At 64.7% G+C, this 14,547-nt stretch carries 13 protein-coding genes; 10 read left to right on the plus strand and 3 right to left on the minus strand.

What is annotated here, in order from left to right:
- Genes tssK through tagH form a run of 3 tightly spaced genes read right to left on the minus strand, consistent with a single transcriptional unit; the run spans position 1 to position 3,307 of the window.
- Positions 1-1,335 (minus strand): type VI secretion system baseplate subunit TssK, encoded by a 1,335-nt coding sequence (gene tssK, locus P3C50_RS13850; protein WP_275546444.1) that lies wholly within the window; start codon positions 1,333-1,335, stop codon positions 1-3.
- 11 nt (positions 1,336-1,346) lie between these two features.
- Positions 1,347-1,862: a type VI secretion system lipoprotein TssJ gene (gene tssJ / locus P3C50_RS13855; protein ID WP_275546446.1), complete on the minus strand. Its 516-nt coding sequence runs from the start codon at positions 1,860-1,862 to the stop codon at positions 1,347-1,349.
- 23 nt (positions 1,863-1,885) lie between these two features.
- Positions 1,886-3,307, minus strand: coding sequence for a type VI secretion system-associated FHA domain protein TagH (tagH, locus tag P3C50_RS13860; RefSeq protein WP_275546447.1), 1,422 nt, complete (start codon positions 3,305-3,307; stop codon positions 1,886-1,888).
- Positions 3,308-3,689: 382 nt separating this feature from the next.
- On the opposite strand from tagH, the gene tssA reads away from it, so the two are divergent.
- The 10 genes from tssA (at position 3,690) to tssH (ending at position 14,509) form a co-directional block, all read left to right on the plus strand.
- Entirely contained in the window at positions 3,690-4,700 is a 1,011-nt protein-coding gene (gene tssA / locus P3C50_RS13865; protein ID WP_275546448.1) for a type VI secretion system protein TssA, read from the plus strand.
- Between the two features lie 91 nt (positions 4,701-4,791).
- A complete protein-coding gene (gene tssB, locus P3C50_RS13870; RefSeq protein WP_275546449.1) occupies positions 4,792-5,307 on the plus strand; it encodes a type VI secretion system contractile sheath small subunit in 516 nt (171 codons plus the stop codon).
- Positions 5,308-5,321: 14 nt separating this feature from the next.
- Positions 5,322-6,815: a type VI secretion system contractile sheath large subunit gene (gene tssC / locus P3C50_RS13875; RefSeq protein WP_161864242.1), complete on the plus strand. Its 1,494-nt coding sequence runs from the start codon at positions 5,322-5,324 to the stop codon at positions 6,813-6,815.
- A 156-nt stretch (positions 6,816-6,971) separates the two neighbouring features.
- Positions 6,972-7,460 carry a type VI secretion system tube protein Hcp gene (locus tag P3C50_RS13880; RefSeq protein ID WP_197858720.1) on the plus strand — a complete coding sequence of 163 codons (489 nt, stop codon included), beginning with the start codon at positions 6,972-6,974 and terminating at the stop codon, positions 7,458-7,460.
- A gap of 80 nt (positions 7,461-7,540) precedes the next feature.
- The gene (locus tag P3C50_RS13885) at positions 7,541-7,999 is read left to right on the plus strand and encodes a T6SS effector amidase Tae4 family protein (protein ID WP_197858721.1); all 459 of its coding nucleotides are present in this window, start codon (positions 7,541-7,543) and stop codon (positions 7,997-7,999) included.
- Entirely contained in the window at positions 7,996-8,448 is a 453-nt protein-coding gene (locus tag P3C50_RS13890; protein WP_275546450.1) for a hypothetical protein, read from the plus strand. Before P3C50_RS13885 ends, P3C50_RS13890 begins: the two co-directional genes overlap by 4 nt.
- An 8-nt stretch (positions 8,449-8,456) precedes the next feature.
- A complete protein-coding gene (gene tssE / locus P3C50_RS13895; protein ID WP_197858723.1) occupies positions 8,457-8,972 on the plus strand; it encodes a type VI secretion system baseplate subunit TssE in 516 nt (171 codons plus the stop codon).
- Positions 8,969-10,828, plus strand: a complete 1,860-nt coding sequence (gene tssF, locus P3C50_RS13900; protein ID WP_275546451.1) for a type VI secretion system baseplate subunit TssF — start codon at positions 8,969-8,971, stop codon at positions 10,826-10,828. The genes tssE and tssF overlap by 4 nt, the downstream gene beginning before the upstream one ends.
- On the plus strand, positions 10,792-11,844 hold the full coding sequence (gene tssG / locus P3C50_RS13905) for a type VI secretion system baseplate subunit TssG (RefSeq protein WP_275546452.1): 1,053 nt from the start codon (positions 10,792-10,794) through the stop codon (positions 11,842-11,844). Before tssF ends, tssG begins: the two co-directional genes overlap by 37 nt.
- Entirely contained in the window at positions 11,837-14,509 is a 2,673-nt protein-coding gene (gene tssH / locus P3C50_RS13910; protein WP_275546453.1) for a type VI secretion system ATPase TssH, read from the plus strand. The genes tssG and tssH overlap by 8 nt, the downstream gene beginning before the upstream one ends.
- Positions 14,510-14,547: the final 38 nt, after the last annotated feature.

The raw sequence follows: 14,547 nt of genomic DNA on the forward strand, positions 1-14,547 counted from the left end.
TTAACCCCGTATCGCCCAGAAGGCCAGATTCAGGCCGGGGTACTCGCCCGCCACGTGGAAGGCGAAGCCGCCGGAATGCGCCAGCTGCTTCCAGTGTTCGCTGCCACGGTCGAGCTCGTAGTAGGTCGAGCCGGCGTGGAATGGAATCTGCCTTGGCGCCACCGGCAGCGGCAGCAGGTTGATACCCGGCAGCTGCAGGTTGACCAAATCGCGAATGTGCTCCACCGAGCCGATCTTGCTCTGCTGGCCGAAGCGCCCGCGCAGGGTCTCGGCGGGCATGTCGGCGCGGACCACCAAGATGAAGCTGGCGCTGTCCAGCAGGCTGCGGTCGGCCAGCATGGCCACGTGCACGCCGTAGGCCTTCTCGACGATGGGAATGGGTACGGCCTTGCTGTCGATCAGCATCGACAGGGCTTCGCGCAGTGCCTGCATCACCGGGGTGAAGCTGGCCTGCAGGTCATCGTGGATGTAGGGCGGGAACTCCAGCGGCCTGCGCCCGGCGTTGGAGAAGGTGGCGAACTCGCCGGCCAGAGCCAGCAATTCGCTGTACAGACGCTCCGGGTGCAAGGGTTGCAGCTGGGCCAGGTGGGCGAACAGTGGCTGCGCGCGGTTGACCAGTTGCAGCAGCATGAAATCGGCAATTTCCGAAGCGCCGCCGGCGCTGGAGGCCACCACGCGCCCGGCCAGGGCTTCGCCACGCTGGTGCAGCAAGCCCAGCAGTTCGCCACGAAAGGCTGCCAGTGGTGCGCTGGCCGCCACGTCGAGCAGCGGTGGGATGTACTGTTCGTCCAGCACCAGGGCGCGGTCGGCGCGTTTTTCCCGCACGCGCGCCACGCCCAGCACGGCGTATTCCTGCAGGCCATCGGCGGCGGTCAACAGGCGCAGGGCGCGTTCGCCAACCATCACCGGCACACGGCTTTCAAACGCGGCGTTGTCGTCGCGCACTTCGCGGACCTGGCCACGATAGCGCGCGCCGCCCAGCGCTTCACCCGCTTCGACGGTGTCTCGCACACCCGCCCGGCGCAGCGGCAGGGCCAGATAGATCACGCCGTCGCGCAGGTCGTCGGGGATTTCCAATGGCTCCGGCGCCACGTCATCCTGGGGGATGTTGAACGGTGTGCCGTCGGGCAACAGGCCGCGGGCGCTGACGATGGCCAGCTTGCCCTGTGCCAGCAGGCCGATATCCAGCTGCAGCTCGGCGAAGCCCCAGCCGGCGGCCGACAGCGGGCGGCTGCGGGCGTCGATCAGTGCCTCCAGGTAGCGGTCATGCTGCTGGAAATGCTGGGTGCCGATGAACATGCCTTCGGACCAGATCACACGGTTGTTCCAGGACATACAGGCTCCTGTTAGCGAGAGTCGAGGCGGGACGGCGCGGCGAGCTCAGCAGCGCTGGCGGCGTGGGTCCCGAGGTCGATGCGGTAATGGCTGCGGCTGCCCTGCTTTGGCTCTAGGACCACGCGCCACTGCGCCCGGTCAATTTCGCGGTAGCCGACCAGCAGGCCCAGATGACGCGTTTCCGGGTCGAGCGTGCGTTTCAGCTCCCGTGTCTGGCCGGGATGGACCAGCCATTCGTCCTCGGCCACCAGCTCGCCGCCCAGGGTCGCTGCTGCGCGCTCGGCGAGGCTGAAGTAATCGGTCCGGCTGAATGCGGCGGCGCTGCGCAGCTCCAACAGGCGCACACGCACCGGGGCGCTGTAGCCTTCGACGGTAGGGTTCAGTTCGTCGCCGGCCTGCAGTTGCAGCACGACGCTGGTTGGCCCTTGTGCGGCAGTGCTGTCGTCCATCGCGTCCTTGCTGCAGCCGCTGCCAAGCCCTGCCAGCACCAGGCCCAGCAGAGCGGGCCGAAGTAGTCGTTGTCGCACGTTGTCATCCTTGCCCGGGCCCGTCAGGGGCGTCGTTGACGGGCGATATGTTGCTCATAGGCCCGGCCGAACTCGCGGCCGAACAGGTCCTGAAAATCGTCTTCGGCTTCGCGCGACAAGGTCGCGTAGAGCTCCACGAACTGCTGCCAGCACTGCGCCTGGCGCGAGCCCGGCAGCAGGCTGGCCAGCCCGCCTCCCTTGCCCATGCGTGCTTCCAGTGCCTGCGGTTCGAAACGCGCCAGCAGGTGACGGATGGCGGCCTGTACGCCGGCCATGACGGCCAGTTGATGGGCGCGCAGGTCCTCGAAGCCATCCTGTACGGCCTGGTCGGCCGGCATGAACGCCGAGTTGCCGCCACGCAGCAACAGGAGCAAGGCTTCTTCGGCGTTGGGGGCGAACTTCAGCGGGTTGTTTTCCACCGGCTGCACCATGGTCTGCTGAAGGCGGAACTCGCCCTTGAGGCTGCTGCGCGCCCGCAGTACATCGATCAGGCCCTCGACCATCAGGCGATAACTGCGCCCGATGCTTTCCATCTGCGCGGCGGCCTGCTGGCCATCCAGACGCAGCTGATCCAGCCCGGCACCGCGCAGGAAGGCCTGTAGCATTGCATCGTCCGGTTGAGCGCTCTGCGGCTGGATGGCTGGAGCCTGGCTGACCGGCGCAGCAACCGGGGCAGCAGGTGCGGGACTCGGCACCGGCGCAGGTATCGGCTGGAAGGGTTCCGGCGGTGGAGCATGTTCCGGCAAGGGTGCAGCCGGAGCGGCTGCCGGCGCGATGTCATCGAACAGGTTCCAGTCATCGGGGATCAGGCTCGGGGCACTGGGGGTGGGTTCGATGGGCGGGGCAGGTGCCTTGAATTCCGGCGGTCGGAAGTCATGCTGTTGCGCGGGCACATGGTCGGCAACAGGGGCCGGCGCGGCTGTGCTCGGGCCAAGAAAATCGAACAGATCGGGCAAAGTCTCGTGCGGAGCGACGCTTTGCAGATGGGCGCTGGCCGAGGCATCGAAGGGGTTGGCCGGTGCATCGAAAGGGCTGACTGGAGTGGCCTGTTGGTTGGCCATCAGCGCTTCGAAACTGTTTGCAGACGTGGTATCGGGAAACGGCGCGGAGCCCTCTGCAATGGAACTTTCCAGCGCTACTGCAATTTCGTACTCGCCGATTCGAATAACTTCGCCATGCTGCAGAAGTTCACTGTTGCCGCGTTGCATGCGGATACCGGCCTGGAGCAGTTCGACACCGTTGGTGCTGCTGTCGGTGATGTAGTAACGGCCGTCCTTGTTTTGCACAAGGCAATGTTTAGAGGAAACCAGGCGCGCCGGGTCAGGTAATACCCAGTCATTATCCGTGCTACGGCCAATTGCCATCATGCCTTGTTCCAAGGTTTTCTCGGGACATTGGCCGGGGGTGATCTTGTGATAGCTGGTGATGGTCAAGCGCAGCGCCATATGGCCTCCCTGCCCGGCTCTTGTGACACCTTTGAAAACCGTGAAAGCCTTTATTTACAAGGCTTACAGACCGCTTTTAGCCCTGATTGAACATCCGTCTAAGGGGCCCCTGAACGCGGAAACACGCGATCTTACCTATTCTTTCGGGGTTCAAGTATGTGCGCAATCTCACAACTTGACGAAACTTTGCCGAAGTTCACAAAGGTTCTGGGCGGTCGCCATACTACCTTGACTTTATATATTTTTAAGTTAAAAAATGCGCGACGCCATCGACAATGCGTAGTGGCCAATTAACATTAAGCGTTAGTTGGCAAAGTGCCAGCCAGGATGAAGTTTGGGCACTTATTGTGACGCAGTTCAAATCGATAAGGAGATCGAATCCGTGGAGAATTCGTTGTTATTCGCCGCCATTTCGGATACTTCGCCCTGCGGCGAAGATCTGGAATACGACAGCGATTTTCTCCAACTGGAGCGCGATGCGTTGGGGCGCCCCGAGCGCAGCATGGGTGATGCCATCCAGGCCGCCGAGCCGCCCGAGTGGCGCCAGCTGGAACAGGCCTGTCACGCCCTTTTGCAGCGCAGCAAGGACTTGCGCGTCACCCACTACCTGCTGCAGAGCCGCCTGGCGCTGCGCGGTGTCGAAGGGCTGGCCGACAGCCTCGAATTGATCCTCGAACTGCTCTCGCGCTACTGGCCCGAGATCCACCCGCAGCTCGATGCCGACGACGACAACGATCCCACCGTACGCATCAACACCCTTTCCGGCCTCACCTGCGAGACCAATCTCGGCCTGCTGCGCGATGCCGTGCTGGTGCGTTCACGCGTGTTCGGCAGCATCACCCTGCGCGCCGCACTGAACGCCGCCGGCTTGCATCCGGCCAGCAGTGAAAGCCTCAGCATCGAAGAACTTGGTGGCGCCCTGCAGGATGCCGACAGCGAATCCCTGCAGCTCACTCGCGACGCCCTTGGCCGCGCCTTGCACAGCCTGGATGCGATCGAGCGGCTGGTCAGCGAACAGGTCGGTTCCGCGCAGGGCGTGGAGCTGGCGGCGCTGCAACAACCGCTCAAGCTGGCCTTGCAGGTAATCGGCGACAGCCCTGCCGGCGCCGGCGAACATTTGGCAGATGCGTCAGTCACTGACGATGCGCCGATGCAGTCAGCAACGCCTGCCACCGTGCGTGCCAATGGCGAAATCGCCAATCGCGACGACGTGCTCAAGAGCCTGGAGCGGATTCTCACCTACTACGCCCGCCACGAGCCTTCCAGCCCGTTGCCGGTGCTGCTCAACCGGGCTCGCAGCCTGGTCAATGCCGACTTCGCGACCATCGTGCGCAACCTCATACCCGATGGCATGAGCCAGTTCGAAAACCTGCGCGGCCCCGACGAGTACTAGGCCGACTGGCCCAGGTATGCGGGATCACGCTTTACCGTAGACGGCCGGTGGCCGACACGCCGCGTCGCGTCAGGCGACCAGGAGAGAAAGCATGGCGAACAGCAGTTCTCAGAAATTCATCGCGCGCAATCGCGCGCCCCGTGTGCAGATCGAATACGACGTCGAACTCTACGGCGCCGAGAAAAAGGTCCAGCTGCCCTTCGTCATGGGCGTCATGTCCGACCTCACCGGCAAGCCTGCCGAGCCGCTGCCGGCGGTGGCCGATCGCAAGTTCCTGGAAATCGATGTCGGCAACTTCGACTCGCGCCTCAAGGCGATGAAGCCGCGTGTGGCGTTCAACGTGCCCAACGAGCTGACCGGCGAAGGCAACCTGAGCATCGACATGACCTTCCAGAGCATGGACGACTTCAGCCCGGCCGCCGTGGCGCGCCAGGTGGACGCCCTCAACCAGTTGCTGGAGGCCCGTACCCAGCTGGCCAACCTGCTGACCTACATGGACGGCAAGACCGGCGCCGAGGACATCATCATGAAGGCGATCAAGGACCCTGCATTGCTGCAGGCCCTGGCCAGCGCGCCGAAACCCCAGGACAACGAGCCCCAGGCCTGATTCGGAAGACCACCATGAGCGAACAGTTGCAACACGACCAGGCCGCACTGGCCAGCACCGAGCAGACCAGCGAATTCGCCTCGCTGCTGATGCAGGAATTCAAACCCAAGACCGAACGCGCCAAGGAAGCGGTGGAAACGGCCGTGCGTACCCTGGCCGAACAGGCCCTGGCGCAGACCGATCTGATCTCCAACGATGCGATCAAGTCCATCGAGTCGATCATCGCCGCCATCGACGCCAAGCTCACCGCACAGGTCAACCAGATCATCCACCACAGCGACTTCCAGCAGGTGGAAAGCGCCTGGCGTGGTCTGCACTACCTGGTGAACAACACCGAGAGCGACGAGCAGCTGAAGATCCGCGTGCTCAACATCTCCAAGCCGGAGCTGCACAAGACCCTGAAGAAATTCAAGGGCACCGCCTGGGACCAGAGTCCGGTGTTCAAGAAGCTCTACGAAGAGGAATACGGCCAGTTCGGTGGCGAGCCCTACGGCTGCCTGGTCGGCGATTACTACTTCGATCAGTCGCCGCCCGACGTCGAGCTGCTCGGCGAACTGTCCAAGGTCTGCGCGGCAATGCACGCGCCGTTCATCGCGGCTGCCTCGCCGACGGTGATGGGCATGGGCTCCTGGCAGGAACTGTCCAACCCGCGTGACCTGACCAAGATCTTCACCACCCCGGAATACGCCGGCTGGCGCTCGCTGCGCGAGTCCGAGGATTCGCGCTACATCGGCCTGACCATGCCGCGCTTCCTCGCCCGTCTGCCGTATGGCGCCAAGACCGATCCGGTGGAGGCCTTCGCCTTCGAGGAAAATACCGACGGCGCCGACAGCAGCAAGTACACCTGGGCCAATGCCGCCTACGCCATGGCGGTGAACATCAACCGTTCCTTCAAGCACTACGGCTGGTGCTCGCGCATCCGTGGCGTCGAGTCCGGCGGCGAAGTGCCGAACCTGCCGGCGCACACCTTCCCCACCGACGACGGTGGCGTGGACATGAAATGCCCGACCGAGATCGCCATCTCCGACCGCCGCGAGGCCGAGCTGGCGAAGAACGGCTTCATGCCGCTGCTGCACAAGAAGAACACCGACTTCGCCGCCTTCATCGGTGCGCAGTCGCTGCAGAAACCGGCCGAGTACGACGATCCGGATGCCACCGCCAACGCCAACCTGGCCGCGCGCCTGCCTTACCTGTTCGCTACCTGCCGTTTCGCGCATTACCTGAAGTGCATCGTTCGCGACAAGATCGGCTCGTTCAAGGAGCGCGACGAGATGCAGCTCTGGCTGCAGGACTGGATCCTCAAGTACGTCGACGGTGACCCGGCGCATTCCACCGAAACCACCAAGGCGCAGCACCCGCTCGCTGCTGCAGAAGTCGTGGTGGAAGAGGTGGAGGGCAACCCGGGTTACTACAACTCGAAGTTCTACCTGCGTCCGCACTACCAGCTCGAAGGGCTGACGGTGTCGCTGCGGCTGGTTTCCAAACTGCCGTCGGCCAAGGGCGCATAACCCGACCGACAACCCGTAGGAGCGGCTTCAGCCGCGAGCCGCTTGCGGCTGAAGCGCAACGTCGTACGGGACAGGTCGATGGATTTGCAAGGCGAGTGAGATGACCAGGGTCATCCCTAAATTTACGCAGTGGCCCATGCCACCTCAGGAGAAAACATGGCTGTTGATATCTTCATCAAGATCGGTGACATCAAGGGCGAGTCTCAGGACAAGACCCACAAGGACGAAATCGAAGTGCTCAACTGGAGCTGGGGCATGTCCCAGTCCGGCAACATGCACACCGGCACCGGTGGTGGCGCAGGCAAGGTGAGCATCCAGGATCTGTCGCTGACCAAGTACGTCGACAAGGCTACCCCCAACCTGATGATGCATTGCTCCAGCGGCAAGCACGTTCCCAAGGTCACCCTCACCGTGCGCAAGGCGGGCGGTGATTCCCAGGTCGAGTACCTGATCATCAACCTCGAAGAAGTGCTGATTTCCTCGCTGAGCACCGGCGGTTCGGGCAACGACGATCGTCTGATCGAGAACATCACCCTGAACTTCGCCAAGGTCACGGTCGACTACCAGCCGCAGAAAGCTGACGGTACCAAGGAAGGCGGCCCGATCAAGTACGGCTGGAACATCCGTTCCAACGTCAAGATCTGATGCGCTGCCGCCCCCGGCGCTTGCGCCGGGGGCGTTCGGAATTGGGACGACTCCGATTCATCCAGTACTGAGACTGTTTCATGGCCAAGCCATCGTTTATCAATCTGTGGAACGAATATCTCAAGATCTGGGACGAGTATCCCGACGGCAAGGTATGTGATGGCCCATGGGCGAACCAATGCGCCATTCGCATGAGCTACGCGCTCAATGCCGAGCAGACCATCAAGGTCAACAAGGCCACCTACACCGAACCCAAATGCGCTCATGCACATGCCAGGGGCGCCGAATCACTGGCCAACTGGCTGTGGAAACATCACCTGGGCCGACCGCTGATCGTCGGCGGCAGTGCACAGGATCGTCTCAAGCTGGCCGACAAGAGCGGACTGATCTTCTTCAAGGACTGCTTCCAGCAAGCCGGACAGACCGTCGATGAGCGCACGGGCGACCACATCGATCTATGGAAACGCGGCTTTACCGCAGGCCGTTACGATGACCCGAGGCACATGGCCCGGCAGGTCTGGTTCTGGGAGCTGGCATGAGCAAGCGCCTGCGTACACCCTTACTGCTGCTCGGCATGTTGACCAGTCTTTGTGCATGTGCCGAATCGACTCCCCCGCCTGCCGCAGGCAATTCTGACTATCCGCAGCACGTGGATCTGGCAGGGCAGACTTATAGATTGGAGAACGCTGGCCAGGCCTGCGTATTGCGCAAGCCAGACCAGAGCGTACTGCCGCTGGACATTGCCTCGCCGTGTCATTTCAGCGTCGGCAAGGATGGCCAGGCTCATGTCGAAACCTTTCAGGATGTGCCGATCATCATGGTGCTGCATGTAGCCCCCGTGGCGGACAGCAAGCTGGAGTGCCGTTCGCAATACAAGGCCATTCGACTGGTCGAGGGCCAGCTGGAGCCATCGGTGCTGGCGCGGAGTGCCAGTTGCCTGCGCGGTGTCGGTGATCAGAAGAGCTACACCGCGATGTTCGACTGGTAAACCTGCGCATGACCAGCCCCATGACCCCGCGTGAGCGCCTGCAGCCTTCGCTGCTCGACCGTCTGACCGACGATGACCCCGGCAATGCGCAGGAAAGCGCGGATCGTCGCGTGCTGTCGCTAAGCCAGCTCAAAGCCTCGGTGCTGCGTGACCTGACCTGGCTGTTCAACACCATCGCCCTGCTCGATGCCGACACCACGCGGCACACACCAGCCGGTACCTCGGTAATCAACTATGGCCTGCCGGCATTGGCCGGCAGCAGTGTGTCCGGGATCGACATCGCCGCCCTGGAGAGCCTGATCCAGCGCGCCATCGTCACTTTCGAGCCGCGCATCCTCGCCCATAGCGTGCGGGTGCGGGCGCATGTCGGTCACGAACAGATGAACCACAACGCGCTGAGCTTCGAGATCCAGGGCGACCTGTGGGCCCAGCCGGCGCCCCTGCCCTTGCTGTTGCGCACCGAGCTGGACCTGGAGTCCGGCCATGTGCAGGTGCTGCCCGCCGCGCAGCGGAGACGCTCATGAACCCGCGTTTGCTGGAACTGTACAACCAGGAGCTGCAACACATCCGGGACGGCGCGGCCGAGTTCGCCCGCGAATACCCGAAAATCGCCAGCCGCCTCAGCCTGTCCGGCCTGGAGTGCACCGACCCCTACGTCGAGCGCCTGCTGGAGGGCTTTGCCTGGCTGACCGCGCGCGTGCAGCTCAAGCTCGACGCCGAATACCCGGTATTCACCCACAACCTGCTGGAAATCGCCTACCCGCATTATCTGGCGCCTACACCGTCGATGACCGTGGTGCAGCTGCACACCGATGCCAACGATGGCGCGCTCAACGGCAGCTTCAACCTGCCGCGCGACAGCGTGTTGCGCGCCACCCTCGGCAAGGACAGCCAGACTCCCTGCGAATACCGCACCGCACACCCGGTGACCCTGTGGCCGCTGCAGGTGGCGGACGCCGAGTACATCAGCAACCCCGCCGCGGCGCTTGGCCGTCTGGCCGCCAGCGAGCCGCGCGTCAAGGCTGCCCTGCGCATCACCCTGCGCAGCGGCGCGGAAATCCCCTTCGCCAGCCTGGATCTGGACAACCTGCCGCTGTACCTCAACGGCCTCGACGAACTGCCGTTCCGTCTCTACGAGCAACTGCTGGGCAACCGCGTCGCGGTGTTCGCCCGCCAGCCGGGGCGCGACTGGGTCGAACGGCTGCCGGCCGACGCGTTGCGCCCGTGCGGCTTCGATGATGCCGAGGCGGCCCTGCCGGTGGTGCCGCAGGCCTTCCAGGGCTATCGCCTGCTGCAGGAGTATTTCGCCCTGCCGCAGCGTTTTCTGTTCGTCGACTTCTGCAATCTGCGCCGCGCCGTGCGCCAGTGCAGCGGCAACGAGCTGGAGTTGATCGTGCTGTTCGATCGCCTCGACAGCCACCTGCAGAACCAGGTCGACGCCAGCCAGTTCCTGCCGTTCTGCACCCCTGCGATCAATCTGTTTCCGCGGCGCCTGGATCGTATCCACCTGAGCGACAAGGTGCATGAGCACCACGCCATTGCCGACCGCACACGGCCCATGGACTTCGAGATTCATTCGCTGCGCAGCGTCAGCGGCCATGGCAGTGGCCCGGAGCAGACCTTCCTGCCCTTCTATGCCGTGCGCGATCCCGCGCGCTATGGGCGCGATCAGGCCTACTACATCGTGCGCCGCGAGCCGCGCGTACTGTCGGCCGAACAGCGCCGCAACGGTACGCGATCCAGCTATGTGGGCAGTGAAACCTTCATCAGCCTGGTCGACAGCCACCAGGCGCCGTATCGCCATGACCTGCGCCAGCTCGGTCTCAGCGCCCTGTGCACCAACCGCGACCTGCCGCTGTTCATGAGCGTCGGCAGCGGCAAGAGCGACTTCACCCTGGCCGACAGTGCGCCGGTGCAGAGCGTGCGCTGCGTAGCCGGGCCGAGCCGTCCGCGTCCCAGTGCAGCCCACGACAACCAGGCTTGGCGGCTGATCAGCCAACTGTCACTGAACTACCTGTCGCTGGCCGAGCAAGGCCAGGGCGCCGCCGCGCTGCGAGAAATGCTGCGGCTGTATGGCGATGTGCAGAATCCGGCGCTGCAACTGCAGATCGAAGGCCTGCGCGAGGTCAGCGCCAAACCCTGTACGCGGCGCCTGCCGATGCCCGGGCCGATCGTCTTCGGCCGGGGTCTGGAAATCACCCTGGAGTTCGACGAGAACGCCTTCCGCGGTACCGGGGTGTTTCTCCTCGGTGCAGTGTTCGAGCGTTTCCTGGCGCGCTACGTATCCCTCAACAGCTTTACCGAGACGGTGCTGCGCAGCACCGAGCGCGGCGAGATCATGCGATGGAAAGCCCGGCCCGGCCGTCGTCCGAACCTCTAGACACGCTTGCACAGATGCAGGCGCTGCCCTGGGAGTACGACTTCTTCCAGGCTCTGCGACGCATCGAGAACGAGCATCCGCATCTGCCGCGCCTGGGGCGTTCCCGGCGCCTGGCAGACGATCCGCTGCGCCTCGGGCAGCGCCAGGAGGGCACTTTCGCCCCGGCCACCCTGGCCGCTGTGACCCCAGCCAGCGACGAGCGACCGGCACGTCTGGAACAGTATTTCTTCGGCCTCGGCGGGCCCAACGGGCCGCTGCCGCTGCACTTGACCGAGTACGTGCGCGAGCGCCAGCGCAACCACGCCGACAGCACCAGCAAGCACTTCCTCGACCTGTTCCATCATCGCCTGCTGACCCTGTTCTATCGTGCCTGGGCCGAGGCCCGGCCGACCGTCAGCCATGACCGCCCCGACGACGATTACTGGTCGGCTCGCCTGGCCGCCTTCAGCGGTCGCGGCATGCCCAGCCTACGCCAGCGGGGCTTGCTGGACGATGCGGCGAAGCTGCACTACAGCGGTCACCTGGCCGCGCAGACGCGTTACCCCGATGGCCTCAAGGCGATCCTCGCCGATTACTTCGGCGTGCCGGTGCAGATCGAGGAATACGCCGGCAGCTGGCTCAGCCTGCCCGAACGCACGCGCCTGGGCGTGGAGTCCAGCCAGCTGGGCGTGGACTTCTGCCTGGGCAGCCAGGTCTGGGACCGCCAGCACAGCTTCCGTATCTGCTTCGGCCCGCTGACGCTCGAGCAGTACAACGCCATGCTGCCCGATGGCGACTCGTTCGCCGCGCTGGTGGCCTGGGTCGCCGAATACCAAGGCGACGAACTGGACTGGCAACTGAATCTCGTACTGCAGCGCGAGGAAGTCCCCGCGCTGCGCCTCAACGGCCAGGCTCGCCTGGGCTACACCACCTGGCTCGGCCAGCCACAGCACGACGCCAGGGATCTGGTGCTGGCCCGCCATCACGCCACAGCGACCCCGCCGGCGGATCAATCAAGGAGAACTTCACATGGGTGAAATCAGTCGTACCGCGCTGTTCGGCAAGCTCAACAGCGTCGGCTACAAGGCCATCGAGGCCGCCACCGTGTTCTGCAAGCTGCGTGGCAATCCCTACGTCGAGCTGGCGCACTGGTTTCATCAGCTCCTGCAGCTGCAGGACTCCGACCTGCACCGCATCATCCGCCAGTTCAGCCTGGAGCCGGCGGGTCTGGCGCGAGACCTGACCGACGCACTCGACCGCCTGCCGCGCGGCTCGACCTCGATCACCGACCTGTCCTCGCACGTCGAGGAAGCGGTCGAGCGCGGCTGGGTCTACGGCAGCCTGATGTTCGGCGAGCACCAGGTGCGCACCGGCTACCTGATCATCGGCATCCTCAAGACGCCGAGCCTGCGCCAGGTGCTGCTGGGCCTGTCGGGCGAGTTCGCCAAGATCAAGGTGGAAACCCTCAGCGAGCGTTTCGACGAGTACGTCGGCGATTCGCCGGAGAACAACCTGGCCGCCAGCGACGGTTTTGCCGCTGCCGCACCGGGCGAGGCCAGTGGCGCCATGGCGCCAGCGGCGATGGGCAAGCAGGAGGCGCTCAAGCGCTTCACCATCGACCTCACCGAGCAGGCGCGCAAGGGCGAGCTGGACCCCATCGTCGGCCGCGACGAGGAGATCCGCCAGCTGGTCGATATCCTCATGCGCCGCCGGCAGAACAACCCGATCCTCACCGGCGAGGCGGGCGTCGGCAAGACCGCCGTGGTCGAAGGCTTTGCCCTGCGCATCGCCGCCGGTGACGTGCCGCCTTCGCTCAAGGATGTCGAGCTGCGCAGCCTGGATGTCGGCCTGCTGCAGGCCGGCGCCAGCATGAAAGGCGAGTTCGAGCAGCGCCTGCGCCAGGTCATCGAAGATGTGCAGGCCTCGCCCAAGCCGATCATCCTGTTCATCGACGAAGCCCACACCTTGGTCGGCGCCGGTGGCGCGGCCGGTACCGGCGACGCGGCCAACCTGCTCAAGCCGGCGCTGGCGCGCGGCAGCCTGCGTACCGTGGCCGCCACCACCTGGGCCGAGTACAAGAAGCACATCGAGAAGGACCCGGCGCTGACCCGCCGCTTCCAGGTGGTGCAAGTGCCCGAACCGTCCGAGGACAAGGCGCTGCTGATGATGCGCGGCGTGGCCTCGACCATGGAGAAGCACCATCAGGTGCAGATCCTCGACGAAGCCCTGGACGCTGCGGTCAAGCTCTCGCACCGCTACATCCCGGCGCGCCAGCTGCCGGACAAGTCGGTCAGCCTGCTCGATACCGCCTGCGCCCGCGTAGCCATCAGCCTGCATGCCGTACCGGCCGAGGTGGACGACAGCCGCCGGCGTATCGAAGCGCTGGAAACCGAACTGCAGATCATCGCCCGCGAGCACGCCATCGGCATCGACGTCAGCCTGCGTCAGGCCAACAGTGAGAGTCTGCTGGCCGCCGAGCGTGAGCGCCTGGCCGAGCTGGAAAGCCGCTGGGCCGAAGAGAAGCAGCTGGTCGACGAACTGCTGGCGACCCGCGCCAGCCTGCGCGAAAGCGCCGGCGTGGTCGATCAGGACAGCGGCACCGATCACCAGGCCCTGCGCGCGCGGCTGGTCGAGCTGCAGGAGCGCCTGAGCCAGCTGCAGGGCGAAGCCCCGCTGATTCTGCCGACCGTCGACTACCAGGCCGTGGCCTCGGTGGTGGCGGACTGGACCGGCATTCCGGTCGGGCGCATGGCGCGCAACGAGGTCGAGACCGTGCTCAACCTCGACAGCCTGCTGGCCAAGCGCATCATCGGCCAGGACCACGCGCTGAAGATGATCGCCAAGCGCATCCAGACCTCCCGCGCCGGCCTCGACAACCCCAACAAGCCGATCGGCGTGTTCATGCTCGCCGGCACCTCCGGCGTCGGCAAGACCGAAACCGCGCTGGCGCTGGCCGAGGCACTGTATGGCGGTGAGCAGAACCTGATCACCATCAACATGAGCGAATTCCAGGAGGCGCACACCGTCTCCACCCTCAAGGGTGCGCCGCCCGGCTACGTCGGCTACGGTGAAGGTGGCGTGCTGACCGAGGCGGTGCGTCGCCGGCCGTACAGCGTTGTGCTGCTCGACGAGGTGGAAAAGGCCCACCCGGACGTGCACGAGATCTTTTTCCAGGTGTTCGACAAGGGCGTGATGGAAGACGGCGAAGGGCGCCTGATCGACTTCAAGAATACCCTGATCCTGCTCACCACCAACGCCGGTACCGAACAGGTGGCGCGCCTGTGCCAGGACCCGGACAACCTGCCCGACCCGGAAAGCATCGCCCGCGACCTGCGCCAGCCGCTGCTGGAGATCTTCCCGCCGGCGCTGCTCGGCCGTCTGGTGACCATCCCCTATTTCCCGCTCAGCGACACCATGCTCAAGGCCATCACCCGCCTGCAGCTGGGGCGCATCAAGAAGCGCATCGAAAGCACCCACAAGGTGCCCTTCGACTACGACGAGGCGGTGGTCGACCTGGTGGTTTCGCGCTGCACCGAGAGCGAGAGTGGCGGCCGGCAGATCGACGCCATTCTCACCAACGGCATGCTGCCGGACATGAGTCGCGAGTTCCTCACCCGCATGATGGAAGGCAAGCCGCTGGCCGGCGTGCGCGTCAGTGTGGCCGACAACGACCTGAACTACAGCTTCGCCGACAACGCCTGAGCCCGAGCGCGGGTCGGCTAGCGCCGGCCCGCGCCATG

Source organism: Pseudomonas sp. Marseille-Q0931, from assembly GCF_940789645.1.
Taxonomy (GTDB): domain Bacteria; phylum Pseudomonadota; class Gammaproteobacteria; order Pseudomonadales; family Pseudomonadaceae; genus Aquipseudomonas.